The sequence below is a fragment of the Stenotrophomonas sp. 112478_Sma genome (assembly GCF_056479905.1).
In genome coordinates this window covers 613484-639523 of the sequence record NZ_CM151072.1, presented here as the reverse complement: position 1 = coordinate 639523, position 26040 = coordinate 613484, and the positions used below count along the sequence as shown (strand labels likewise).

19 protein-coding genes are annotated in these 26040 nt (G+C 67.6%); 2 read left to right on the top strand and 17 right to left on the bottom strand.

What is annotated here, in order from left to right; genetic code table 11:
• Positions 1-67: 67 nt before the first annotated feature.
• The 4 genes from nrdR to ACZK08_RS02820 all read right to left on the bottom strand — a co-directional run bounded on the left by nrdR (position 68) and on the right by ACZK08_RS02820 (position 3201).
• The gene (gene nrdR / locus ACZK08_RS02835) at positions 68-589 is read right to left on the bottom strand and encodes a transcriptional regulator NrdR (protein ID WP_053518899.1); all 522 of its coding nucleotides are present in this window, start codon (positions 587-589) and stop codon (positions 68-70) included.
• A gap of 215 nt (positions 590-804) precedes the next feature.
• Positions 805-1239: a hypothetical protein gene (locus ACZK08_RS02830; RefSeq protein WP_065182812.1), complete on the bottom strand. Its 435-nt coding sequence runs from the start codon at positions 1237-1239 to the stop codon at positions 805-807.
• Between the two features lie 82 nt (positions 1240-1321).
• Positions 1322-2575 (bottom strand): serine hydroxymethyltransferase, encoded by a 1254-nt coding sequence (gene glyA / locus ACZK08_RS02825; RefSeq protein WP_065175825.1) that lies wholly within the window; start codon positions 2573-2575, stop codon positions 1322-1324.
• Between the two features lie 146 nt (positions 2576-2721).
• Positions 2722-3201: an RcnB family protein gene (locus ACZK08_RS02820; RefSeq protein WP_065175826.1), complete on the bottom strand. Its 480-nt coding sequence runs from the start codon at positions 3199-3201 to the stop codon at positions 2722-2724.
• Positions 3202-3452: 251 nt separating this feature from the next.
• On the opposite strand from ACZK08_RS02820, the gene ettA reads away from it, so the two are divergent.
• Positions 3453-5117, top strand: coding sequence for an energy-dependent translational throttle protein EttA (gene ettA, locus ACZK08_RS02815; RefSeq protein ID WP_005415249.1), 1665 nt, complete (start codon positions 3453-3455; stop codon positions 5115-5117).
• Positions 5118-5201: 84 nt separating this feature from the next.
• On the top strand, positions 5202-6518 hold the full coding sequence (locus ACZK08_RS02810; protein WP_065182813.1) for an NCS2 family permease: 1317 nt from the start codon (positions 5202-5204) through the stop codon (positions 6516-6518).
• A 41-nt stretch (positions 6519-6559) separates the two neighbouring features.
• Here the strand turns inward: ACZK08_RS02810 and bcsZ are convergent, their stop codons facing one another.
• The 13 genes from bcsZ to ACZK08_RS02745 all read right to left on the bottom strand — a co-directional run bounded on the left by bcsZ (position 6560) and on the right by ACZK08_RS02745 (position 25780).
• Positions 6560-7696: a cellulose synthase complex periplasmic endoglucanase BcsZ gene (gene bcsZ, locus ACZK08_RS02805; RefSeq protein ID WP_065182814.1), complete on the bottom strand. Its 1137-nt coding sequence runs from the start codon at positions 7694-7696 to the stop codon at positions 6560-6562.
• On the bottom strand, positions 7680-11261 hold the full coding sequence (gene bcsC, locus ACZK08_RS02800; protein ID WP_065182815.1) for a cellulose synthase complex outer membrane protein BcsC: 3582 nt from the start codon (positions 11259-11261) through the stop codon (positions 7680-7682). The genes bcsZ and bcsC overlap by 17 nt, the downstream gene beginning before the upstream one ends.
• A complete protein-coding gene (gene bcsB / locus ACZK08_RS02795) occupies positions 11258-13633 on the bottom strand; it encodes a cellulose biosynthesis cyclic di-GMP-binding regulatory protein BcsB (protein ID WP_081284449.1) in 2376 nt (791 codons plus the stop codon). Before bcsB ends, bcsC begins: the two co-directional genes overlap by 4 nt.
• Positions 13630-16257: a UDP-forming cellulose synthase catalytic subunit gene (gene bcsA / locus ACZK08_RS02790; protein WP_065182816.1), complete on the bottom strand. Its 2628-nt coding sequence runs from the start codon at positions 16255-16257 to the stop codon at positions 13630-13632. Before bcsA ends, bcsB begins: the two co-directional genes overlap by 4 nt.
• Positions 16254-17009, bottom strand: a complete 756-nt coding sequence (bcsQ, locus tag ACZK08_RS02785; RefSeq protein ID WP_065182817.1) for a cellulose biosynthesis protein BcsQ — start codon at positions 17007-17009, stop codon at positions 16254-16256. Before bcsQ ends, bcsA begins: the two co-directional genes overlap by 4 nt.
• Positions 17006-17182 (bottom strand): cellulose biosynthesis protein BcsR, encoded by a 177-nt coding sequence (gene bcsR, locus ACZK08_RS02780; protein WP_080375313.1) that lies wholly within the window; start codon positions 17180-17182, stop codon positions 17006-17008. The genes bcsQ and bcsR overlap by 4 nt, the downstream gene beginning before the upstream one ends.
• Positions 17182-18819 (bottom strand): cellulose biosynthesis protein BcsG, encoded by a 1638-nt coding sequence (gene bcsG, locus ACZK08_RS02775; RefSeq protein ID WP_065182818.1) that lies wholly within the window; start codon positions 18817-18819, stop codon positions 17182-17184. Before bcsG ends, bcsR begins: the two co-directional genes overlap by 1 nt.
• The gene (gene bcsF, locus ACZK08_RS02770) at positions 18816-18995 is read right to left on the bottom strand and encodes a cellulose biosynthesis protein BcsF (protein ID WP_053518880.1); all 180 of its coding nucleotides are present in this window, start codon (positions 18993-18995) and stop codon (positions 18816-18818) included. The genes bcsG and bcsF overlap by 4 nt, the downstream gene beginning before the upstream one ends.
• A complete protein-coding gene (locus ACZK08_RS02765) occupies positions 18992-20530 on the bottom strand; it encodes a BcsE family c-di-GMP-binding protein (protein WP_065182819.1) in 1539 nt (512 codons plus the stop codon). The genes bcsF and ACZK08_RS02765 overlap by 4 nt, the downstream gene beginning before the upstream one ends.
• Before the next feature lie 215 nt (positions 20531-20745).
• Positions 20746-21780: a fimbrial protein gene (locus tag ACZK08_RS02760; RefSeq protein ID WP_065182820.1), complete on the bottom strand. Its 1035-nt coding sequence runs from the start codon at positions 21778-21780 to the stop codon at positions 20746-20748.
• On the bottom strand, positions 21771-24335 hold the full coding sequence (locus ACZK08_RS02755; protein WP_065175834.1) for a fimbria/pilus outer membrane usher protein: 2565 nt from the start codon (positions 24333-24335) through the stop codon (positions 21771-21773). Before ACZK08_RS02755 ends, ACZK08_RS02760 begins: the two co-directional genes overlap by 10 nt.
• A 91-nt stretch (positions 24336-24426) precedes the next feature.
• Positions 24427-25155, bottom strand: a complete 729-nt coding sequence (locus ACZK08_RS02750; protein WP_053518872.1) for a fimbrial biogenesis chaperone — start codon at positions 25153-25155, stop codon at positions 24427-24429.
• A gap of 85 nt (positions 25156-25240) precedes the next feature.
• Positions 25241-25780, bottom strand: coding sequence for a fimbrial protein (locus tag ACZK08_RS02745; RefSeq protein WP_053518870.1), 540 nt, complete (start codon positions 25778-25780; stop codon positions 25241-25243).
• Between the last annotated feature and the right edge of the window lie 260 nt (positions 25781-26040).

Sequence of the window (26040 nt, the reverse complement as noted above, 5' to 3'; positions counted from 1 at the left end):
GTTGGCACCCACCCGTGGATGCGCCATCAGTGCCAACCGAGGTTGGCACAGGCCACCGCAGAGGCGGTCAGCCCTTCTTCTTCTTGGCCAGCGCGATCACATCGCCCAACAGCTGCAGCTGTTCGGTGCTGGCCGGCAGCTCGCGTTCGAGTTTTTCGATTTCCTCGCGGAAATCGGCCACATCCTCGAAGCTGCGGTAGACCGAAGCGAATCGCACGTACCCCACGTGATCGAGCTTGCGCAGCTCGTTCATCACGAACTCGCCCACCTTGATCGAAGGCACTTCACGCTCGCCACTGAGGCGCAACTGATGGACCACCGCACGCACCGCCGCTTCAATCTTGTCTTCCGGCACGGCACGCTTCTGCAGCGCGCGATCAAAGCCGGCGCGTACCTTGCGCTGGTCGAAGGCCTCGCGGGTGCCATCGCTCTTGACGATGGCCGGCAGCTTCAGTTCGACGGTTTCCAGGGTGCTGAAGCGCTCGTTGCAGGCCTCGCACTCACGCCGACGGCGGATCGTCGCGCCGTCTTCAGAGACGCGCGAGTCGATGACCCGGGTATCGGCATGTTGGCAGAAGGGGCAATACATTGAACGCCTGGCTCAGGGGACAACCTAATGCCACGGTCATGGCAGCGTCGCAAAGGTACCTGAGAAGGGGCTTTCCGGCAAATTTCATGTGCGGTACGGTCCCTCGTCAAGGGCAACCCTGCAGCCGTCCCAGATGCACCCAGATACTCAGAAACACCCTGATGCGTGAGGCTGGACATGCCATCCCTACACCACCATGCGACTTGCCTGAAAAGTCAGGCGCCCGGAAGGTGAGCAGGCCGCCAGCGCAGCCAGGCCAGATGCGCCGCCGGCAGCAGCAGCGGCGGGCCGAACAGCAACAGGCTGAAGCCCTCCATGCGTTCGGTCAGGCCGACCACCAGCCCGAGCACGACGGCGGGCACTGCTGCCAGCGCGCCCAGCGCCAGCAACGCCCACCACACCCGGCCCACTGCCTGCAGGCCAGACCGGCCCTGCAGCAGGAAACCGGCGCCGATGTACAACCAGCCAACAATGCCCAGCGCCCCGGCGGTGCCCCAGCACACCAGCAGCAGTCGGCTCGGCAGGCGGGTTTCCTGCGTCAGGCCGGAGTACACGCCCACCAAGGCCACGGTGCCTCCCAGCAGCACGCCTGGCAGCCCGAACAGCAGGGCCTGCACGAGGTGCAGGCGCTTGTGCAGACGTTCATCCATACGCTCATCCATGTGCGTTGCTCTCCCTGGGCCGGGGTCGGAGCCCTTCCCCTGCGGGACGGGATCCGACCCCATCAGCCGATCAACCGTAGACCGGGTACTTGCGGCACTGCGCGCTGACGGCATCGCGCACGCGGGCGATCACGGCGTCATCGTTCGGCGCATCGAGGACATCGGCGATCCAGTTGGCCAGATCCACGCAGTCCTGCTCGGTGTAGCCACGGGTGGTCACCGCCGGCGTACCCAGGCGCAGGCCCGAGGTCACGAACGGCGAACGCGGGTCGTTCGGCACCGAGTTCTTGTTGACGGTGATGTGCGCCTTGCCCAGTGCCGCTTCCGCGTCCTTGCCGGACACGTCCTTGCCGATCATGTCCACCAGCATCAGGTGGTTCTGGGTGCCGCCGGAGACGATCTTGTAGCCGCGCGCGATGAGCGTGCTGGCCATCGCCTGGGCGTTCTTCACCACCTGCTGCTGATAGGTCTTGAAGGCCGGCTCCAGCGCTTCCTTGAAGGCCACCGCCTTGCCGGCGATGACGTGCATCAGCGGACCGCCCTGGATACCCGGGAACACGATCGACTGCAGCTTCTTGACCAGGTCCTCATCGGCACCCTTGGCGACGATGATGCCGCCGCGCGGGCCGCGCAGGGTCTTATGGGTGGTGGAGGTGACGACGTGGGCGTGGTCCAGCGGGCTCGGATAGACGCCGGCGGCGACCAGACCGGCGACATGGGCCATGTCGACGAACAGGTAGGCGCCGACCTTGTCGGCGATGGCGCGGAAGCGTGCCCAGTCGATCACCTGCGAGTAGGCCGAGAAGCCGGCCACGACCATCTTCGGCTTGTGCTCCAGGGCCAGGCGCTCGACTTCGTCGTAGTCGATCAGGCCCTGGTCGTTCACGCCGTACTGCACGGCGTTGAACAGCTTGCCCGAGGCGTTCACCTTGGCGCCATGGGTGAGGTGGCCGCCGTGGGCCAGGCTCATGCCGAGGATGGTGTCGCCGGGCTGCAGCAGCGCGAAGTACACGGCCTGGTTGGCCTGCGAGCCGCTGTGTGGCTGCACGTTGGCATAGTCGGCGCCGAACAGCTGCTTGAGGCGGTCGATCGCCAGCTGCTCGGCGATGTCCACGTATTCGCAACCACCGTAGTAGCGCTTGCCCGGATAGCCTTCGGCGTACTTGTTGGTCAGCTGGCTGCCCTGCGCTTCCATCACTGCCGGGCTGGTGTAGTTCTCGCTGGCGATCAGCTCGACATGGTCTTCCTGGCGCTGGGTCTCAGCGGCGATGGCCTTGGCCAGTTCGGGATCGTAGGATTCGATGCGGACGTCACGCGGGAACATCGGGTACTCCAGCAGGCAGGGAAAGGGGGTGTACGGCTCAGCCCCTGATTGTAGCCCCGCACCGGCCGGCTGGGGCCGAAACGGACGGGGCCGGATCCCTCGAAGGAATCCGGCCCCGTATGGTTCCGAGTGATGTTGCGGGGTCCTCAGCGGCTGCTGAGCACGTACTGGGCGATCACGCCGGTGGCGATGGCCACCAGCAGCATGTTGCCGCGGTCATCGCGGATCCAGTGGTGGCCATGCGGCGGACGGCGCAGGTGGTAGCGCGGATAGTCGTTCACCACGTAGATCGGGCCGCGATAGTAGTCGCGGTAGCGGTGCCCCACCTTCCAGCCATAGCCGGGGCCGTAGGCAGGACGGTAGACCACACGCGGCGGCGGTGCCGGGCGGTAGTAGCGGTCATGATCACGGTGCCACTCGCGGCGGTCCTGCCGGTAATCGCGCCGGGCCTCACGGCGGTCGCGCTCCCAGTCACGACGGTCCTGTCGCCACTCGCGACGATCCTCCCGCCACTCGCGGCGGTCGTGGCCGCGGCCGCGATGGTCGTCGTCGGCAAATGCCGGGGCAACCGCGCCGAGCGCCAGCACAGAGGCCACGGCTCCGGCCATTACTCGATTGATGCGCATGTCAGACCTCTGCTTGGGTGGTGGTGACCCCATATTGCGCACCGGATCTGAACCGTTTCCGGCTGGAAACGCTTCCCGCTTCAGGACTGTGACGGCGATTCAGGCCGCGGCCAGCCCGGCCGGCTCCCCGTGGCGCGGCGGGTAACCGGTTCCGGCTATAATTGGCGGTATTCCATTCAAGTCTGTGCCCGCTGCCGCACCGGGAAACCTCCCGTGACGGTCGGGCGCAGGGTCGCGCCTACGGAGACCTCATGTCCTCGCAATACATCTACACCATGAACCGCGTGTCCAAGGTGGTCCCGCCCAAGCGGCAGATCATCAAGGACATCTCGCTGTCCTTCTTCCCGGGCGCGAAGATCGGCCTGCTGGGCCTGAACGGCGCCGGCAAGTCGACCGTGCTGAAGATCATGGCCGGCGTGGATACCGACTTCGAGGGCGAGGCACGCCCGCAGCCGGGCATCAAGGTCGGCTACCTGGCGCAGGAACCGGAACTGGACCCGAACAAGACCGTGCGCGAGTCGGTCGAGGAAGGCGTGGGCGAAGTGCTGCAGGCCCAGGCTGCGCTGGAGGCGGTGTACGCCGCCTACGCCGAGGAAGGCGCCGACTTCGACGCGCTGGCCAAGGAACAGGAGCGCCTGGAGGCGATCCTGGCCGCCGGCGACGCGCACACCCTGGAAAACCAGCTGGACGTGGCTGCCGATGCGCTGCGCCTGCCGCCGTGGGATGCCAAGATCGCCAACCTGTCCGGCGGTGAAAAGCGCCGCGTCGCGCTGTGCCGCCTGTTGCTGCAGAAGCCGGACATGCTGCTGCTGGACGAACCGACCAACCACCTCGACGCCGAGTCGGTGGAATGGCTGGAACAGTTCCTGGCGCGCTACACCGGCACCGTGGTGGCCGTTACCCACGATCGCTACTTCCTGGACAACGCCGCCGAGTGGATCCTGGAACTGGACCGCGGCCGCGGCATTCCGTGGAAGGGCAACTACACCGAATGGCTGGTGCAGAAGGATGAGCGCCTGAAGCAGGAAGAAAACCAGGAAAAGGCCCGCCAGAAGGCGATCCAGAAGGAACTGGAGTGGTCGCGCCAGAACGCCAAGGGCGGCCGTTCCAAGGGCAAGGCCCGTCTGGCCCGCCTGGAAGAGCTGCAGTCGCAGGATTACCAGAAGCGCAACGAGACCAACGAAATCTTCATCCCGCCGGGCGAGCGCCTGGGCAACATGGTGATGGAGTTCAAGAACGTGTCCAAGAAGTTCGGCGACCGCCTGCTGATCGACAACCTGTCGATGCTGATTCCGCCGGGCGCGATCGTCGGCATCATCGGCCCGAACGGCGCCGGCAAGTCGACGCTGTTCAAGATGATCACCGGCCAGGAGAAGCCGGATTCGGGCGAGATCGTGATCGGCCCGACCGTGCAGCTGTCCTACGTGGACCAGAGCCGCGACAAGCTGGAAGGCAACCACAACGTCTTCCAGGAAATCGCCGGTGGCCTGGACATCCTCAACATCAACGGCATCGAGATCCAGTCGCGCGCCTACATCGGCCGCTTCAACTTCAAGGGCCAGGACCAGCAGAAGATGGTCGGCTCGCTGTCCGGTGGTGAGCGTGGCCGCCTGCACATGGCCAAGACCCTGCTGCAGGGTGGCAACGTGCTGCTGCTCGACGAACCGTCCAACGACCTGGACATCGAAACGCTGCGTGCGCTGGAAGACGCGCTGCTGGAGTTCCCGGGCAACACCTTCGTGATCTCGCACGACCGCTGGTTCCTGGACCGCATCGCCACGCACATCATCGCTTTCGAAGGCGACTCGCACGTGGAGTTCTTCCAGGGCAACTACCGCGAGTACGAGGAAGACAAGAAGCGCCGCATGGGCGATGACGCTGCGCCGAAGCGCCTGCGCTTCAAGGCACTGAAGTAACGCAACAGGAAAGGCCGCGCTCGCGCGGCCTTTCTCCTTCTGTGGGTCGCCCGCTTGCCGGGAGACACCTTCACGAGAAGCCCCATGTCCCTGTTCGAACGCCTGTTCCAGCTGCAGCAGCACGGCACCACCGTGCGCACCGAGCTGCTGGCCGGTGTCACCACCTTCCTGACGATGTCCTACATCGTCTTCGTCAACCCCGAAATCCTCGGCACCACCGGCATGGATGCGGGTGCGGTATTTGTCGCCACCTGCCTGGCGGCCGCGCTGGGCTCCACGGTGATGGCGCTGGCAGCCAATTTCCCGGTCGGCATGGCTCCGGGCATGGGCCTGAACGCGTTCTTTGCCTTCACCGTGGTCGGCGCCGCCGGCCTGCCCTGGCAGCAGGCGCTGGCGGCAGTGTTCATCTCCGGCCTGGTGTTCCTGGTGCTGTCGCTGACCGGCGTGCGTGCCTGGCTGGTATCCGGCATTCCTTCGTCACTGCGCTCGGCCATCGTCGCCGGCATCGGCCTGTTCCTGGCCATCATCGCCCTGCAGAAGTCCGGGGTGATCATCGGCAACGAGGACACGCTGGTGGCGCTGGGCCCGCTCAACACCGCCTCTCCGCTGCTGGCACTGGCCGGCTTCCTGCTGATCGCCGTGCTGGAGGCGCGCCGCATCCGTGGTGCGATCCTGATCGGCATCCTGGCGGTCACTGGGGCCGGCTGGGCGCTGGGCGACGTGCAGTACCAGGGACTGGTGTCCCTGCCGCCAAGCCTGGCGCCGACCTTCCTGCAGCTGGACCTGCCGGGCCTGCTGCACCACGACGGCGGTGCCCCCATCGCGGTACTGCTGCAGGTGGTGCTGGTGATCGTGCTGGTGGAGGTGTTCGATGCCACCGGCACGCTGTACGGGGTGGTCGGCCGCGCCGGCCTGCTGAAGCTGCCGGGTGCGCAGAAGCGTTTCGGCCGTGCACTGCTGGCCGACAGCACGGCAATCGTCGCCGGCTCCATGCTGGGCACCAGCAGCACCACGGCATTCGCTGAAAGCGCCTCGGGCGTGCAGGTGGGCGGCCGTACCGGCCTCACCGCCCTGGTGGTCGCCGCGCTGTTCCTGGCCGCCCTGCTGTTCTCGCCGCTGGCCTCGATGGTGCCAAGCTACGCCACCGCACCGGCCCTGCTGTTCGTTGCCGGGTTGATGCTGCGCGAGCTGGTGGAAGTGGACTGGAGCGACCTCACCGAATCGGTGCCGGCGGCCCTGTGCGCGCTGGCGATGCCGTTCACCTACTCCATCGCCAATGGACTGGCTTTCGGCTTCATCGCCTACGCCGCGCTGAAGGCCGGCACTGGCCGCTGGCGCGAGGTGCATCCGGCGGTGTGGCTGGTGGCCGTGCTGTTCGTGCTGCGCTTCGCGCTGGAGTAATCAGGGCAGGGGCCCGCTGTCACGGCGGGCTGCTGGTGTACTCATCGCCATGCCGGTCGCAGCTGGCCATCCACGCCGAAACGCCAGCGGCCCTCGGCCCAGCCCCGGCCGAACAGGGCCAGCATCTGCGAATAGTAGGCCGGTGCCTCGGCACGCTGCTGTTCCGGGCTGGGCAGGCTGGCCAGCAGCGACTTCGCCAGCCCCTGCTCGCGCTGTGCCAGCACACAGGGCAGTACAGCCGCGCGGAAACCATAGTTGCCTTCGCCCTGCCCCTGCCCGCTGCGGGTATCGACCTTTTCCCAGAGTGCCGCACCGCTGCGCAGGCGCTGCAGCGGACCGGACAACGCCGCCAGCTGCCGCCGGAACAACGGATCGCGCGGGGCCGTCATGCCTGCCCACGTGTAGCAGCGGATCGCGTCGTAGCCGCCCACCGCTCCGTTCACCGGATCGACCACGAAGCGTCCCTGCTGCCACGCCGCCCAGTCCGGTGCATAGCCATGCGGGCTGGTCTGCTCCAGCAGCGTGGTCGCGTTGTCCGCCAGTTCCGCCCAGGGCCCACTGCGATCGGCCGCGGCAAAGCGCCGCAGCAGCGGCAGCGGCAGATAGCTGGGATTGACCCGGGTCGCATCGCCTTCGATGAATCCCTGCGGTCCCGGCAGCAGCATCGGGCCGAGACCGGGCAGCTGCACGACTTCCCTTTCCCGCACCTGCCCCAGCATGCCCCCGGCGATGGCCTGCAACGCAGGACGGTGCCAGAGCCGCCCCGCTTCGAGCAGGGCGTAGGCCAGCCACAGATCGGAATCGGACGCCGGATTGTCGTCCAGTACGCGCCAGCCGCCCTTGTCATCGCGGCCCCACAGCCAGGCCGGCAACCGCTGCCGCATATCGCCCCCGGCCAGGTTGTCCTGGGTCCAGCCCAGAACGCGATCAAACAGCGCCTGATCGTTGTCGACCAGCGCGAAGAACAACGCATACGACTGCCCTTCCGACGTACTGCGCTGGTCGTCCTGGCTGCGATCGATCATGCGTCCGTCGTTGCTGAGGCTGCTGTCCAGCAGCACCTGCCAGGCCGGCCAGCGCGGCGCTGCGAGCGCACGCCCTGCGCCCATGGCCAGCAACGGCAAGGCGGCCGTCGCCTGCAGCAGTCGGCGGCGTTGCGGGTCAGCGGAACTCGCCATAGGGCACCAGCGGCGACACGGGCAGCGGCAGGTTGCCCTGCCAGGGCTTGAAGGTATAGCGCAGATAGAGCTGGAATGTGTTCGGCGAGAAGTCACGGCTGCGCTGCAGGGTTCCCGCCGCGCCCAGGACGATGTGATCGCCCAGCCGCCGCTCCACGGCCGCGTAGAGCCGATAGCCGGTGCCGGTGCTGCGGCTGTCGCCGGTGTACAGGCCGGCCTCGTCCAGCGCGAGAGCACCGTACTGCGGCTCCAGCTGTGCCACCACGCGCTCGATCAGCGCCTGGTCCGGGAAGCGGCTGATCGACGCCGTGCGCGCGCTGGACACACTGACCGACCCATCCACCCGCAGCGACCACAGATCGTTGCGCCAGGCAAAGCTGGCCGGCAGGCTCAACGAGGCATAGCGCTGCGGGCTGTAGTAGCCGCCCTGGCCCAGGGAGTAGCCGCCCAGATCCTTCTGGTAACGCCAGTACATGGCCGTGGTGCCGACGTCCAGGCGCATGTCCGTACGCTGGATCAGCTTGTGGTACCAGCCGACCATCGCACGCGCACGCGTGTTGTCCGCGACGTTGTGACCGGTCAACCGGTGCCAGCTCCAGTTCGACCAGACACCATTACGTCCGCCCTCATCGAAGCCCAGGCTGAAGGTGATGCCATTGGCGGTCACCCCACCCCAGGCAATGCCGCTGCGAGGATCGTAGGCACCGGCCTGTGACAGCAGGGAGTTGGTCATCGGCCGCCGCGACAGCGTCGCCCCCCAGCCGAGACGGCCCAGATCGCCATTGGCGGTGATGCCTCCCAGCCAGTTGCCGATCACATAGTGGGACGGCGTATGGCCAAGGTCGACATTCCAGCGATCGTCCAGCGTGCGCCAGCCGGCCGCGAACCCTGCGCCGGAACTGCGCCGCTGATGCACGAAGCGGGTACATCCCGGGGCCTGCAGCCGGGAGCCGTCGGCACGCAGCAGCGACAGGTCGCAGCTGCCGAAATCCTCGTCGTAAGTGCCGTCGGCGCCGGTGCGGAACCGCCCTGCGTCGAAGTGCACCTGTTCGATGCGCGCCCAGCCGAGCCCGCCTGCAAACGGCGCATCCAGATGCGCGATGCGGGTGTCGCGCCCGAGGCGGGAAATGCCGGGCGTTCCGTCGCTGCGACGACCGGTATCCTGCATCACCGTCAGCGTGGGATTTTCCTGCTGGTACAGCGTTTCCACGTCGCTGCGCAGGCTGCGCCGCAGCCAGTCGTCCCCCGCGGTCTCGCGGCTGGCCAGGGTCAGCGCACGGTTGTCGCGCGGCTGTGCCTGCGTTGCGGCCAGCAGGCCGTTGTCGGCCATCGCCTGCGCGTACATGTCCAGCGCCTGCTGCGGATCCTCGCGGCGCACCAGTCGCGCTGCGTCGCGCCAGGACTGTGGATCCGGACCGTCCCTGCGGGCCAGCAGCGCGCGCAAGATCGCCAATGCCTTGGCGTCCTCGTGCAGGTCGGTCCAGATGCCGGCCAGCTGGCGCTGCTGGCCGAGCGCATCTTCGGCGACCACCGGGGGCGACAGCCGCATCTGCCGCCGCGCGTTGTCCAGATCGCCGGCACCGATCCAGGCCTGCACCTGGCCAAGCTGTGCATCGACGTTGTCCGGCTGCTCCGCAAGTACCCGCTGGTAATACTGCAGGGCCTGCGGGTGGTCGCCGCGCAGGCGCGCCCAGTCGGCCAGCAGCAGGTTGTTCTCGGCACTGGCCGGTTGCTGTTGCAGCAGAGCGATGGCTTCCGGCTCGCGTCCCTGCGCACGCAGCGACCAGAGATGATCGATGAGCTGCTGCCGGCGCAGCCGTGCGGACAGTGCGCGGATATCGTCATCCCATTCCGCCAGCGGCACCGCGTCCAGCACTGCCAGTGCCTGCGGCAGGCGATCGGTGCCGGACAGATACAACGCCTGCGCGTAGCGTGCTTCAGCGCTGTCATTGCGCGCCACCATGTCCGCGACCACCGCATCGGCCTCGGCAGGCCGACCCGCGGCCTGCAGCTCAACGGCCAGGGCACGGGCGAGCCACGCATCGGCGGGCAGCTCCACGCGCAGCTCATGCCCGAGCGCAAGGGCGGCCTCCGCATCGCCGGCCGCCAGGGCCTGCTCACGTCGTTCGCGCAGGCGACTGATCCGCAGCTGACGCAGATCCTCGGCGTACAACCGGCGCTGCGCGGCCGGCAACGCATCGATGAAGGTCTCCAGACGCTGCGGATCGGTCCTCCCATACAGCTGCACCAACCTGCGGATCACGTTGGCATCGTTCGGCGCCATCCGCCTCGCGGCCTGCAGCTGGCGTTCGGCCGAGGCGTCGTCGCCACGGGCCACGGCAACATCCACCTGCCCCAGCCGTGCGTTGACCTCGCGTGGCTGCTGCCGCCGCGCCTGCGCGTACAACGCATCCGCCTCGTCCAACCGACCGGCACCGAGTGCGGCATCGGCCTGGTCCAGCAGCAGCCAGTAGCGCGTACTGGCAATGAGGTCGCGCCATTTGTCGCTGCTCTCGCCGACGGGCGTGGCCTGGATCGCGCGTTCGAACAGGCCGATCGCCGACGCGCGACGGCCCTGTCGCATCTGCGCCATGCCCAATCCGCCCAGGAAGGCGGCTTCGCGCGGATAGGCCCGCAACGCCTGCTGGAAGGCACGTTCGGCCTCGGCATCGCGCCCGCGTTCAAGCAGTTGCTGGCCACGCAGACCCGCCCGCCAGGCCGGATCACTGACCTGCCTGTGCTGCTCGGCATAGCGCTCGCGCACCAGGGCGATGTCATTGAAGGTGGGATTGCGGGTGATGAACGCCTGCAGGCGACGCACGCCGCGCTCATCGGCGGGCTGGTCCTGCAGGTACGCCCACTCGGCATCGGCAGCCAGCCCGCGGGCGTCGGGGTTGCGGCCCATGCGCCGCAGCGCGTCGAGCGCTTCATCGTCGCGACCGGCCGCGAACAGCAGCTGCGACAGCGTCTGCAGCAGCCCGGTGTTGCCTGGATACGCCTGGTCCAATGCGGTCAGCTCCCGGATCGCCAGCGCGCGGCCATCCGCCTGCGCGCCACGCAGACGCCAGTACTCCAGCCCCAGCTGCAACCCCGGAGGCGCGTCATTGAACAGGCGGCGGTAGATCGCCAGCGCATCGGCACTGCGGCCACCGGCTGCGAACAGGCGTGCCTGCTGCAGCTCCTGCTGCAGATCGCCCTGGTAGGCCTGCCAGAGGCGATCACCCGCAGCGAGTTCGCGACTGCCCGCACCGACCTGCCGCAATCGTTGCAGTGTCGCGGTCGCATCCTCCACCTTCTGCTGCGACAGCTGCACCTCCAGGATCGCCAGCAGGGTGCCACGATCATCCGGTGCCAGCATGCGCAGCCGGGCCAACGCATCTTCGATCAGGCTCTGGCGCCCGGTCGCCTCGCCGATGCGTACCTGCTGCAACAACCACTGCCGCTGCTCGGCCGCAGTGCCGCCGGGCATTTGCGGCAGCGCCTGTGCCGTGCATGCGCCGGTCCCGGCCAGACCCAGCAGCACCAGCCGGGACGCCATCAGCAGCGGCGGCGAGGTCCGGCTCATTCCTTGCCCGCATCCAGGCGCCGCGCGGCGACCCAGCGCAGTGCACGCCAGAGCAGGAAGGCGACCATCAGCACCACCAGCGTGGCCAGCACGGCCAGCAATGCCGGATGATCGGCCAGGTGGTACCACAGCAGCAGCCACCACGGCAGCGCGCCCACGTAGTAGTGTTCGCCCACGAACTGGCTGTTGATGCCGGAACTGCGCAGGATCGCCACCGATCCCGCAATGGCTTCGCGCTTGCCGGTGTCGCTGAGTGCATCATCGAGCAGCTGATAGTCGGCCGGATGGCTGGCCGCCAGCGAGACGATGCTGCGCTGTGCATGGCGGGGCGACTGCAGGCCGACGATGGCCGCGAAGGGCGCCTGTGCGGTGACCGCCACGCGGGTGACCGCAGGATCGCCCGCGCGGCTGCCGCGACGGGCCTGCTGCACCGCCAGCTCCGGCGATGACCACTGGCCATTGAGCAGGCGCGTGCGTTGGTCGTCGATCAGCAGTGACAGCTGCTGGCTGCCGCGCAGCTCATCCGGCAATGCGCCCAGGACCAGCAGGTCCGCATCCAGCGCACTGGCCTGTTTCCAGTCTGCGGACAGGCGCAACCCGTAGGCCGGGTACCCACTCTGCACGCCCAGGCCTCCGATCAGGTTGAGCAGCAGGCTGACCTGGGCCTCGCTGGCGGACGGCGGCACCAGCACCACGGTTTCAGACAGGTCCGCCATGCGTGTGAACGGGAAGCCGCTGAGCGCGAACGCGGACAGGTCCGGCAGACCCATGTAGTGATGGAAGCCGGAGAAGTCGATGGTCGAATCCTCCTCGATGGCCGCCTGCAGGTTGGGCGGCAGCACGGTCTGGCAGTGGTCGCGCTGGGCACTGCCCATCACGCTGGCAAAGTTGAAGTCGAACCGCAGCTGGTTGCGGTCACCCAGCTTCAGCGCCGGAATCAACAGGCGGCCATCGTCGGCGCCGGCATCGCCAGCGAGCACAGGCAGGCGGATTTCCGCCACACCCTGCTTGCCGGTGCGACGCACCAGCGGGAAGCTTGAAATGAACTGGTCGTTGATCGCCACGCCCAGCCGCGACTCATCACTGCCAAACGGCGGCGTGTAGCGGTAACGCAGGTTCAGTGGAATGCCCTGGTTGCGCCAGATGAACAGGTCCGGTGGCAGGTTGAGATTGACCGTGATCGGCTGCGGCGATACCCCGTTGGCATGCAGCTGCTGCGGATAGTCCAGCAGCTCGGCCAGGCGCACCGCGCGATCGGTACGCACCCAGTTCGGCGCGTCGTACGGCCTGCGTGGCGCCAAGGGCTTCATTTCGTCGATCGCGACCTGGCGGCCGCGGAACAGGACATTGCCGGCCGCCATCGCCGAAACGGCCTTCTGCAGGTCATCGTCGTTGCGGCCCAGCACCAGCAGCAGCTTGCGCTGCGGATCCTCGGGCAGGGCCATCAGCTCGATCACCGGCCCCTGCACAGGCGCGTGGTTGGCGATCACCGGCGGGAAGCGGCCATTCACCGCCAGCACCACCGCGTGGCCCTGCTCGGGCAGGGTGCCGAAGCTCACCGGAAAACGGGCCTGCCGCCACCATCCCGCCAGGCTGCCGAAATAGGACGCCATGACCGCCGCAGCCCGCTGCTGCGCCAGCGTGGGCGCCGCTGCAAACACCACCGGCAGTTCCAGCCGCGCGGTGTCGCGCGGATCGAAGAAGGGCAGCGGGAAATTGGCCAGATCATCCTGCATGTCCAGCGGCTGGCCGCCCAGCCTCAACGTGCTGTTGCTGGAGAGGTTGACCCACAGCGAGCTGTGCGTGGGTTCTTCGCAGATGTCGGTGTAATGGCCGACGAATTCCAGGCGGACCTGGTTGAAATCAGCGATCAGGCGCGCATCCAGCGGCAGCTTGGCCTGCACGGGGCGTCCCAGCTGGTCGTTGCTGATCGGTACCACGCCCATCATCGCGTCGTTCAGATAGACCCGCAGGTGCGACAGCGTCGGCAACAGCGACGGCGAGGGTGTGAAGCTCAGATCCAGTTCCGCTTCGCGCGCGAGGCGATCGCGGCGCACCTGGAATTCGAACGTGGTGCTGTTGCGGACGCCGGACAGCAGCGTGTCCTGGCGGCGGCCAAGCTGTGCCAAGGTGCTGTGCCGTTGCCAGGGCCAAGCGCTGCCGGCCCAGGTATCGGGCAAGGCCGGTTCGCCGCGCGGCGCGGGCACCGATGCCGCTGTGGTCGGGGTCGGTACCGCAACCTGCGCGGCCGGGGCATCCGGCGTTGAACCGGTGGCAGGCGCCGGCACGGGTGCTGGAGCGCCATTGCCGGACACCACTGGCAGTACCAGCAACGGCAGCAGCAGCCAGCGCAGAGAGGTCGGGATGCTCATGGACGAAGCCCTGGGTCAGCGGCTGGGTCAGCCGGGTGGGAGGGAAGCGGACGTTGTGGTGCGAAACTGGCCAGCCAGCGCAGCAGGCGACCGCTCCAGTGCACCGGGCGGTCGAGATCGAACGGCGTGAAGTCGCCCATTCGCCGATAGCCTTTCCAGCCCAGCACCAGCACGCTCCACAGGCTGCGTGGCAGGCTCTTGGGCTGGTAACCGGCATGCCAGTCCAGCCACGCATCGGCGCGGGCGAATGTGCATTGGGCGAACTCCACGCGCTGGCGCTCGTTGTCGAACTGCAGCAGCAGGCCGAGGCGATGGCCGACGCTGCGCTGTACCCGCGCCGGGAAGGCGAACTCGCGCCGGCCACGCCCGAGCAGCAGGTGTACGCGCGTGCCTTCGGCCAGTTGCGGATCCAGTCCCAACTCCAGGCCGACGCCATCGTTGGAATAGTCCTGCAGCACGCCCCGCAGTCGACGCCCATCGGGTATCTGCAGCGCCATCGGCAGGCGCGTGGTGACCCGGTGGGTGCGCCGCACCTGCTGTACCTCCGCCGCCACCGCCAGCGCGCCGCCGATGATCAGCAGGTTGTACAGCACCCACAACGAACTCACGACCACCGTGCCGCGCTCATCGGCAGGCCCCTCGATGAAACGCCACACGGCGAAGCACAGCCCCAGCACGTTCAGCAGCGCCAGTACCAGGTAGGGGCGCGCCACCCGCCAGTCGAAGCGGTCACCCGCCTGCGTGCCGCCCTTGTCGGTGACATTGAACTTGCCACGGCCGGGACTGAACAGGGCCACGGTGGTCGGCCGCGCGATGTACCAGGCCAGCACGGTTTCATAGACCTCACCCCAGAACGGGCGGCGGTACCGGCCCTGGATGCGCGCGTTGGTCAGGCTGGCGTGGGCCATGTGTGGAACGACAAACAGCAGGATCGCCAGCGCGGGGGCGTAGATGATGTAGACATGCAGCAGGAGGAAGGCCAGCGGCGCGGTGAGGAACACCAGCCGCGGGATGCCCGCGAGAAAGTGCAGCATCGCGTTGGCGTAGCAGAAGCGCTGGAACAGGCTCAGGCCCTTGCCAAGCAGCGGATTGTCGATGCGGAAGATCTGCACCATGCCGCGTGCCCAGCGGATGCGCTGGTTGACGTGCGCGCCCAGGCTGTCGGTGGCCAGGCCGGCCGCCTGCGGAATGCGAAGGTAGGCCGAGTTCCATCCCTGGCGATGCAGGCGCAGGGCGGTATGCGCATCCTCGGTGACGGTCTCGGTGGCGAAGCCGCCGATGGCATCGATGGCCTCACGCCGCAGCACCGCGCAGGAACCACAGAAGAATGCGGCATTCCACAGGTCGTTGCCGTCCTGCACCAGCCCGTAGAACAGCTCGCCCTCGTTGGGATCACTGCGGAACACCTGCAGGTTGCGCTCGAAGGGATCGGCCGAGAAGAAATGGTGCGGCGTCTGCACCAGCGCCAGCTTCGGATCGCGCAGGAACCAACCACAGGTGATCTGCAGGAACGAGCGCACCGGCAAGTGATCGCTGTCGAAGATCGCCACCAGCTCACCGTCGACCAGGGGCAGGGCGTGGTTGAGGTTGCCGGCCTTGGCGTGCCGGTTGTCGCTGCGGGTGATGTAGTTGACGCCGGTCTGCTCGGCGAAGGCACGGAACGCCTCGCGCTTGCCGTCATCGAGAAGGTGGATGCGAAGTCTGTCGGCCGGCCAGTCCAGCCCCATGGCGGCATGGACGGTATGCCGCACCAGTGACAGGTCTTCGTTGTAGGTGGGAATCAGCACATCCACCGTGGGCCACTGCCGGATGTCCGCCGGCAAGGGCGCCGGACGCCGTCGCAGCGGCCAGGCAACCTGTACGTAGCCCAGCATCAGCACCAGCCAGGAATACGTCTCGGCCACCAGCAGCACCAGACCGCAGACCAGGTCGAAGGTGCTGCTCCAGTTCAGGGTGGCGGTATAGCGCCACCAGAGATAGCGGCAGGACACGGTGATCGACAGCACCACCAGTACCAGCGTCGCATAGCGGCCGGGCATGCGCCGTACCAGCAGCGCGATGACCCAAAGCAGCAGCACGAACACGAACTGCGCCAGGTAGCTGAAGGGCTGGGTGATGCACAGCGCGGCCAGACCCAGCGTGGCCAAGCCGGTGACGGCGGTCAGCGCCTGCCGCGCGCGCGGTGGCAGGCGCTCCAGGCGCTGTGCGAGCCACGCCGCGAGGCGACTGTTGCCGACATCGGCAGGTGCATCACGCATCGCCCGCAGGTAGCGCAGGCGACCGCGTCCTGCCGCTCCGCGCAGCTCGGCGATGCGCTGGCGCCGGGCCTGGGCCAGGCGCTGGCGGCGCAGCGAGGTATGCGGAACCAGCCGCACCAGCGACAGCCATGCGGCCTGGATCAGCAGCCGCAGTGGATCTCCGGGGCGCCAGCGGCGATCACCCTGCAACTGCGGGAACGCACGCCGCAGCCGCGGCGCCAGCGCCTGCCACGCAGGTCCTTCCAGCCTCAACAGCGCCCAGCCCAGGGCCTGCAGCGACCACAGCAGCGCGCACAGTGGCCATGCGGCGTACACGCGCTCACGCAGCCGGTTCCAGTGCAGATAGTGGATGCGTGCGCCCTTCATCGCCCGCTCTCCCGATCCTGCCGCCGCGCCGCCTCGGCCAGGCACCACAATGCCAGGCCGGCGACGTCGGCAGCCGCCAGCGCATCGGCCGCATGCTGGCCCAGCGGCTGCTTGCTGGCCAACGCGGCCGGCACCCGCGCATCTTCGTGCAGAGGCTGAGGCACCAGCATCGACGCGTGCGCATGCAGCCAAAGCTGCATCAGATCACGCTGCACCGGAACCGCCGGGTCATACCGGTTGGCCAGCAGACGGCGCGGATCGTCGTGCTGCCGCTGCAGGAAGACGTGGCTTGCCGGATCGACGCACGCCAGGCGCAACGGCAGCGTACAGCGCGCATATCGGTTGACCGCCGCCGCGTGTGCCGGCAGCCGCTGCGGCAGGTCGAACAGCAGCCAGTCGAACTGCGCCGACAGCACTGGCACGCGATCATTCCAGGTGTCGGGTGCCAGACTCAGCGCCTGCTCGATCTGCAGGGCTTCGGCCGCGCTGACACGGCCGTACGGCAGCACCGCCAGGCCCGGCGCGCAGGCGAAGGCCGCATCTCGCCAGTCGCGGCTGTCCAGCATTGCCCGCGCCCAGCCATCAGCCTCCCGTGCGGCCAACCCGACATGCAGGCCCAGCATCTGATCCGGACTGCACTCGACCAGCAGCACGCGCTGGCCCTGCGCATGCAGCGCCTGTCCCAGTGCGGCCAGCACCGTGGTGACGCCTGTGCCGCCGTGCACGCCCTGCAGGGACAGCAGTACGCTCATGGCTGCCGCTCCAGCTCGGCCAGCAACGGCCAGCGTGCCAGTGCCCGGGCACGTTCGTTCTGCGCCGAGAAGTCCACGTAGGGCAACCCGGGCATGCCCAGGCTGCGACGCAGCAGATCGATGTCGTCCTCCTCCACCGAAAGCGTACTGGCAACGGCCAGGATGTCGGCCATCAGCGTTTGTCCTCCGGGTACGGGTTCCAGGCCTTGCTTCCCTGCAGCTGCAGCCAGGGCTTGCCACCGTAATCGATGACCTTGGCGCCTTCGTTCTCCGACACCGAGGGCGTACGTGGCAGCCCCTGCAGCAGGCTGTCCCAGTCGCGCGCTCCCGACGGCGACTGCGCGTTCAGCGCATACACCCGCGACACCAGTTCGGAGAGGGCCAGATAGCTGCTGGGCTCGGGCACATGACGCGGCCCTCCGCTGGCCGGCGTGCCCATCCCGACCAGCTTGATGCCGACCGGCACATGGGTGATCGAGGGGCTGGGAATCTCCCGCATGCCGGGAATCTGCATGCGGTCGCCATGCAGCGCCGCGCCATGCTCGGGCACCACGACGATCATGGCGCGACGGCCACTGCGCTCCACCGCTTCGACGAAGCCTGCCATGTCACCCAGCACCATCTGCGCGCGGGCCTTGTAGTCCGCCGCGTTGGCACGACCGTCGGCGCCGACGATGCGGTTGCCGTCGTGCAGGGAGATCGTGTTGTAGAACAGCGCGACCTGCTGCGCCTGTTCGGCCTGGCGCTGCTTCCACCAGGCGTTCAGCACGTCACCATCGCGGCGCAGCGGCGACTTGTCGAACGCGACCAGCGCCCGGGGAAACGCGCTGATGTCCATCGGCCGTGCCTGCAACCCACCGTACTGGCTCAGTTCGCCGATGAAGTTGTCGAAGTGCCCATCGTGGTTCATCGCCAGCTCGCTCTGGAAACCCAGGCGCTGCAGGTTGGAGAACAACTGGCATTCGGCTGGCACCGGGTCGAACAATGCGGTGTGCGAGGTCTGTCCGCAGCTGGCGCGCAGCAGGCGGATCGCCGCCGGTCCGCTGTAGGCGGTGGCCGAGTTGAAATCGTCGAAGATCAGGTCCATGTGGTCCAGCAGCGTGTTCTGGCGCATGCCGACTTCGTCCAGATCACTCCATGCCAGCGAACAGATGTTGAGGATGATGACGTCGAACGGCGCAGCGCTGGCCGGCGCCGGGAACACCGTCTTCAGGCCCGACTGCTGCTGGTAGAAGGCCGCCAGCCAGGCATTGAGTGTCTCGTTGCTGGCCGGCGCAAGTGCACCGGCAGCGCCGGCAGCGGCGTCAGCACCGCCGGTCGCTGCGGTGGCCTGCGACGTTCCCCAGTTCAGGCCCGCCGGCAATGGCAGTGCCACCACCGCCATGCCCAGCATGCCCAGCACGCTCAGCGTCGTGATGCGCAGCCACGGTTTCAGCAGCAGGTAGGCAACCACCAGCAGCACCAGCACCGCGACCATCTGCCAGTTGATGAAGCGCTGCGCCAGCTCCAGCCAGTAGTCGGCGGAGAAATCGAGCACGCCCGGCTGTGCGAGAAGACGCTGGAAGGGCGGCCACCAGGTGTCCTGGTAGTAGAGCACCACGGCCACCGGCACGGCGACGACCGTGCGTGTGATGCGTGCCCATCGCCACGGCAGTGGCACCAGCAGGGCGGCCAGGAACAACAGGTTGGGCAGGACCTTGAGGTCCAGCGCGCCCATCCAGGCCAACACCACTTTGGACAGGAAGTACAGGTTCCAGCCGCGCAGGTCCGACCAGACGAACGGCGATGCGGGCGTCGGCTCTGCGCTCATTGCGGCCTCCGCGCATCGCGCACCCGCACGCCCGTACGCCGCAGGTGCCGTGGGGGCAGCCATGACGCTGCGCGGCGACGCACCGCGCGCCACAGCGCGCCCAGCATCACGCCGAACGGAATCATCACCAGCGCACAGGCCGCGATCAGCGTCCACAGCTGCTGGTCGGTGGTCATGCGGAATCTCCCAACCGGAACGGGATGGGGGCGTTGAATGCGACCTCGTTGACCGGGGCCGCGGGTTGCGGCAACGGAACGGCAGGGGCGGGCAGCGTCTCGGATTCGGAGTCGCTGCCGCGGGCATTCATCGCTGCGATGTCGTACTCGGCCAGGCGCTGGTAGCCATCGAACAGCTCGCGCCAGGGCAGCCGGTACAGGTTGGAGAGCGCCTGTTCGACCGCATCGCGGCGGCAGCCGAACAGGAACAGGCGGACCTGGCCGCGGTACACGCAGGCCACATCCCCCTGCCTGCGGATGTTCAACTGCTGCAGGGTCTGTTCCGCGCGCAGCCCGGCCACCGGCTGCAGTGCCAGCACGGCGCTTTCCACCGCGCTGCCGTCCTGATCGATGCGTTCGCCGACGATCTGCCGGAAGCGGTCGGCCGCCACGATTCCATTCACCGCCGGTGGCCGGTGGGCACGGATCAACGGTTCGGGGTCGGCCGCCAGCTGCCCCTGCCAACGCTGCCGCTGCACCGTCTCCAGCAGCGTCAGCAGCCGCGGCAGCGGAGTCGCCGCCGGCACCACCATGTTGCCGCCGCACTGCAGCAGCAGGCGCTCGTCGGCGTAGCGCAGGCACGGTTGCACCTCGCGCACCACCAGCTTCAGCAGGTCGCCGCGCTCGCGGCGCAGCCGATGCAGCAGGCGTGCCAGTGTGTCCACCTGGTCGTTGCTGCGGATCGCCAGCACCACGGTGGCCTCGCGCGCCTGCAGCGCCGAAGGCAGCAGGTCCGCCCAGCCATCGTGGAGCCGCCAGGCGGGCGACAGCGGCGGAGCGCCTTCCAGCACGTCGGCCTCGGCCAGGTACAGATCACGATCGCCGCCGCTGGCCTCGACCGCAGAGAGCACGCTGTCCGCCTCTTCTGGCACGCGGCGCAACCCGCCTTCTGCCGCTTCGATCGCGAAGGCACGGCGGGCCACCACGCCATGGGCGTTGGCCCAGTAATGCAGCAGCAGCTGCAGCGCACCGCGGTGCGGATGCAGCTGGGCGACGCCGGAACAGGTCCGGTTCAAGGCCAGCAGGCGCGGCGCCAGGGTGGCCACTTCACCGTGGCAAAGCAGCAGCAGCACCGTGCCGGCCTGCTCCGCCCAGGCTTGCAGCTGCCGGTTCCATGCCGCCAGCCGGGCATCGCTCCAGCCTTCCAGCGCCGCCAGCGGAAACTGCACCATGCACAGGCGGGTCGCGGCGGTGGCCGCGCGGGGAAGATCAACCGCCAGACCGCGCAGGGTCCGCTGCATGGCAGCGGCCGAGGAACGGAACAGACGCAACCGCGCCGGCCCCTCCCCCGGCGGCAGCTCGGCCAGCATCGCATCGGCGCCGCGCCCCAGCGTCGCCAGCACGGCGTCCTGCACGTCGCTGGCCGAACCCAGCACACCTGCGCCAACCAGGTCGGCCGGCGCGCTTCCGGCCGCGACGACCCAGTACAGCCCACCGCCGTGCATCTCGACGAACTCGGGCGGCAATCCGGCGATGGCAAGATGGGGCGCTGTCATGCCGGGTCCTTTCAGCGGACCTCAGCCGAGCCGACGCTGCGGCAGCGGAGGTGCTGTGTTGGGTGACTCGAATTTCATGACGCGCATCACACTCGTGCTGCGATACGTTCATGGCAGCTCCGATCTTGGTATTTCCGGGATCAAGACGCAGTCAACGTCGCCTGCGGAACAGGCAACGTTGGGGTGCAGCGCAGCGGTGGAACGGCCGTTGGCCGCTACTCGTACTGGATGGTGAAAGTCGCCTGTCCGTTCGCGACACCGGCACCGACGGTACCGGCCTGGGTCTGTACATAGCGGGCGCGCAGCGGCAGGGTCATGGTGCTGGTGCCCGGTATGGTGGTGCCGACATTGATCGCCTGGCCGAAGCGCACTTCGCGCTCGGTGGTGCCATCGCGCTGGACCATCTGGATGCCGATGCGGGTCGCGCTGTTGGCAGCCGCGCTGAGCTTCAGCACGCCCGGCATGTTGGAGCTGTCCTGGTCGGCATCCAGGCGGATGCCGATCTTGCTCTGGTAGGCAGCAATATTGCTGCCCTGGCAGTTCAGGCGGATGTCGAAGTCACGGTTGACCGCGCGCGAACCGACGCCGGTGAACGAGGTGTTGGGGACACTGCCGAAATCCACCGCGATGTTGCGGCTGCCGGCGTCCACCTCGCAGGTCGGGCTGACCACGGTCGTGCCCGATCCTTTGAAGGTGGAGGTCAGCACCGGCCGGCTGGCACCATCGCCATCGTAGTAATAGGTGGTGAAACGTCCATTCGGCGCGATAACGCCCGATCCTGTCTGAGCTGCTGTCTTGATCAGTTCGACACGGAAGCGGCCTCCGCTCAACGAGAGGTTGGTATTGCTTCGCAGGATCAGCGTGTGAGGATAGTAGGTCTGGATATCACCGGAATCGCGATAGACGCGAATGCCAACACCTGCCACGTCGGTTGCGTATACGTTGCTGAATCCTGGTACCGGCGTCTGCTGTGCCGCATTGACGAAGCGACCGCTGGCGTTGCCGCCCCGGCTATCGCAGTAAGCGACGCTGTTGCGTTGATTGATGTTGACAATGAGTTCCTTGATCACGCCGCCGACCGGGGTGCTGGGAAGAATCACGATCTGGCCCATGTCCATGGTCACGTCTTGGGGTTGGAACCCGGACTGGGTGATGTAGCAACTGGCAAACGCAGGCGCCGCCACGAGGGCGCCCGTGAGCACGGCCAGTGCGGCCAGCGCCTTGCGGCCACGGGAATGAATCATCGGCATGCTGCCTCCAGCGGGATGAAGCCGGTCTTGGACGCATCGGCGCCCGCCGGAACCTGGTAGTCGACGGTGCAGCGCTGGTCGGCGCCGGCGCCCCACTCCACCTGCAGTCGGCCGTGATCCTGCTCGCTGCGCACATACAGGCGGCCACCCTGGCTGACCATGCCCACCGGCTGGCCCTGCTCGTCCTTGACCTGTGCGCCGAACGGCAGGGTGCGGCCATCGGGATTGCGCACCTGGATCAGCAGCGCGTTGCCCTTGCGGGTATCGAAGCGCAGGTAGCTGATGGCACCGGCAAACGGTGCAACCGACTGGCTGCTGCTTTCCAGCTCGACGTCATGCGCCATGCCCTGCGGATCCAGGGTCACGGTGTTCAGGCGGTACGGCGATACGTACGGCACCACGGCGTAGCCGCGACCATCGATGCGCAGGCCCGGTGCGTTGGTCACCTGCGCGTCGCGCGCGCCCGGCGCCTCGACCAGCACCATGGTATCGCCACGCTGCGGAGTGAAGGTGACGCCGCCCGGATGCATGACCACGCTGCCGTTGGCGCCCACCGATGCCTGGCGGAAATCGCTGGAATGGCTGTAGGTCGCGTTCAACGCGGTGTAGCGGCTGCGGTACTCGGCGTTGCCGACCGCGGTGGTGTTGCCCTCGCGGGAATCGGACAGGGCCACGCCGTAGCTGAAGTTGTTGTCGACGCCGGCCGAACCGGTGATGCCCACGCGGCTGTTGTCGTAGCCACCACGGTCACGCGCGCCCAGGTCGGCGCTGAACGACACCGGATGGGTCCCGCGGCCCAGCGGAACGCTCATCGAGAACAGGTACTGGGTGTCGGCCCGGCCGAGGATGCCTTCTTCGGTGCGCAGTGCCGAGAAACCGTAGTTCACCGAGCGCCAGGCGTTGTTGTAGCCCACCTGGTACTGCTTGGAGGTGCCGGAACGGTCGTAGAAGTCACGCACCGAACCGGTGACGTACAGCGCACCGGCACGGCGTCCCAGCGGCTGGTTCAAGGTCAGCTGGAACTGGCTGCGCTGGCGGCCACGGGTGGTCGGGTCGATGCCGCGATCATCCGCGTCGCGTCCGTACAGGGCGTCCTGCAGGCTGTAGTAGCCTTCGGTCGAATAACGATAGGCGGCCAGGGTCAGGTTGGTCCCGGTTTCGCCGATCATGTTGCTGTAGCTCAGGCGCACGCTGGCGCCGGTGTGGTCGCCGTAGTGGTTGAACGACGTGCGGGCATGGGTGACATCGGCCGCGAACGCACCGATCCGGGTGGACAGGCCAATGCCGTACAGCAGTGAAACGTAGCCTTCGCTCAGCGCGCTGCCGCCGTACAGGGTCAGCTGGTTGCCGATGCCGCGCTGGTAGGTACCCTGCGCCAGCCAGGGTTCATCGCGCAGCAGCTCGTTGCGGACCTGGCCGGCGGTCACCGAGTAGCGGGAGACGCCTTCGCGCAGCATCTGCGGCACCGAACCGAACGGCACCTTGAACTCGCGGCGGCGGCCATCGGCCTCGATCACGCTCACTTCCAGGTCACCGCCGTAACCGGTCGGGTACAGATCGTCGATGACGAAGCTGCCCGGCGATACGGTGGAGGAATAGATCAGCTGCTGGTTCTGCCGGACTTCCACCCGCGCATTGGTCTCGGCGATGCCGCGCACCACCGGCGCGTAGCCGCGCAGCGAATCGGGCAGCATGCGGTCGTCACTGGCCAGGCTGGCACCCCGGTATCCGATCGACTCGAACAGTTCGCCGGTGGTGTAGGCCTCGCCTACAGTGAGCATGCCGCGGATCTTCGGGATGCCGCGCTGGGCGTAGGTGGCGATGCTCTGCCAGTGGCGGCCGTCGCCCTCGGTCCAGGTCAGGTTGGAATCGTGGCGGAACTGCCAGCCACCCAGGTTCAGGCCGGCATTCAGGCCCAGATAGGCGCTGCGGTTGCGCTGTCCGCCTTCGACGCGGCTGTCGCTGTCGATGGCATTGAAGCTGTAGCCGACGAAGCCGGCGTTGATGCCGCGGTCCCACAGCGCGGGGTTGACGTAGCCACGCGCTTCGCGGCGCAGGAACACCTGCGGGATGCTCAGGTCGTAACGCAGGTTGCCGCTGTCATAGACGCCATAGGCATTGGCCATGCGCTGCTGCACCGGCACGCACGTGGAGGTATCGGTCGGCACCGACGGATCCTGCTGCAGCAGCACCGCCTCGCTGTCCACGCCCATTTCCTCGAGCATCGGCAGCGCCAGGCAGGCATCGACGCGCCCCTGTGCATCCGCCTTGAACTGCACGTCGCGGCGGCCCTGCCAGGCGCCATTGACGTAGACGTCCACGCGATAGGTGCCGGCGACCATCGGATTGCCGTTGCTGAAGGCCGCCAGATCGACCTGCTTGGCCTGGCCGGAGAGGAAGCTGGAGTTGAACTGCGCCGACTCCGGCGCACGCGCGGTCGCCGCCCCAGTCTGCGCCATCAGCGCCTGTTCGCCGAGATTGGCCGGGGCAGCCAGCGCCCATCCTGGGCAGGCCACGCCGGCAGCCAACAGGCAAAGCGCCTGATGGATCGACAATGTCAATCTGTTTCCGATCACACTGACATTCCTTCAATTCGCCGCACGGCGGCGGTGGCGGGATGCGCAGGCCCTGGCCAGCGCGGCGCGTTCAGCCCCCGGTGCTGTCGAGGCGGACCTTGTGCTCCACCCGACCGCCGTAATCGTTGATGGTGATGAAGCGCACCTCGGTGGTGCCCGCCGGTGCGGCGAACTCCAGGTTCTGCTTCGGTGCGACCATCGTTCCCTTGTCCTCGACCGCCTTTTCGCTGCTGCCGGTCACGGCATGCACTTCGGCCAGGGTCACGTGGAAGGGGCTCGGGTTCTCCACCCGCAGGCGGTCACCGCTGCGGGTCCAGCGCAGGGCTGCCGGTGCGTCGTTGGCGACGCCCTTCAGGCCCTGCGGCCGATAGAAAAGCTTCAGGCGCGAACGGAACGCGACCTGCAGGTAGTTCTGCTCACCGTTCTCGGCGTTGTCCGGCGACGGCGGCACGTCCAGCACGTTCAGCCAGAACACCGACTCGCGATCGGTCGGCAGCTGCGCGCCGGAGAAGATCAGGCGCAGCGCCTGGCTGCGGCCCGGCTCGACGCGGCTGATCGGCGGCGTCAGCACGAACGGGGCATCACTGGTGTCGGCCGTCTGGTTGGCGTCGCCACTGTCGATCCAGGCCTGCACCAGCGCGGGCGAGTCGCCCACGTTGTCGACCTGCACGGTGACTTCGCGCGACTGCGCCGGATAGATCACACGCGTGCCATTGACCACCACGCCTGCCATGGCTTCCTGGCAGAAGAGCAGCGTCGACGCTGCCAGCAGCAGCGCCCGGGGAAAGAGAGCTTTCATCGGAAGTACTACGCTCGAGGTGTGTGGCCAGGGGCCGCGGAGCGCTGGCCGGCGCGTACGCCGGCCAGTGCGGGTACGGCGATGATCAGTTGTAGATGATCGTGTACTTGACGCTGCTGGTGACGTCGCCCGGGGTGGCGGCGGCAGTGGCGTAGTACTCGGCGTAGTAGTTCAGGTTGGCGGTGCCGTCGGTGGCAACGGTCACCCACTGCGAGTTGTCCTGGGCCAGACCGGTGCCTGCGGCCTTCACCGGCAGGAACTGGTTGTTCGAGCCCAGCAGCTGCAGCTGCACGTTGCCGGCAGCGTTGGCCGAAGCCTGGTTGATCAGGCGGCCGCTGTTGAAGTCAACGGTCGAACCCGGCTCGAAGTAGGTGGCGACGTTGCCGGCGCTGCACTTGGTCAGGTTGATGGCGAACGGGGTACGGCCCGCGACGGCACCGGCGGTGGCCAGGGTGTTCTTGGACACGGTCGGCAGGGTAACGGCGAAGTCCTTGCCGCCCGGGGTCGAGATGGTGCAGGTCTTGTCGGTCACCTTGCCATTGAAGGTGATGGTGCCGTCGGCAGCGTTGGCGGCCAGCGGAGCAGCGGCCAGCATGAGAGCCGCGATGATGTTGATCTTGTGCATTGCTTTTACCTAACCCTACTGAAGAGATGGAAGTAGAGGAGGAAGCAAGGAGCACTGCCGGGCTTCAAGACCCATCCTTGCGTCTCACCTGTGGCCGGATTCGGACATACCTGCCCCTGAATCCGTGACGCAAGTATATGCAGAACTGTGATGAAAGTCCCATTATTTTTCTGAACGATGGTTTATTGACGCCACAAATGTGACGTGATAGGCACTTTTGGCTTGGCGGCCGATGGGGAATTGGCGCGGGCCAGCAAAAG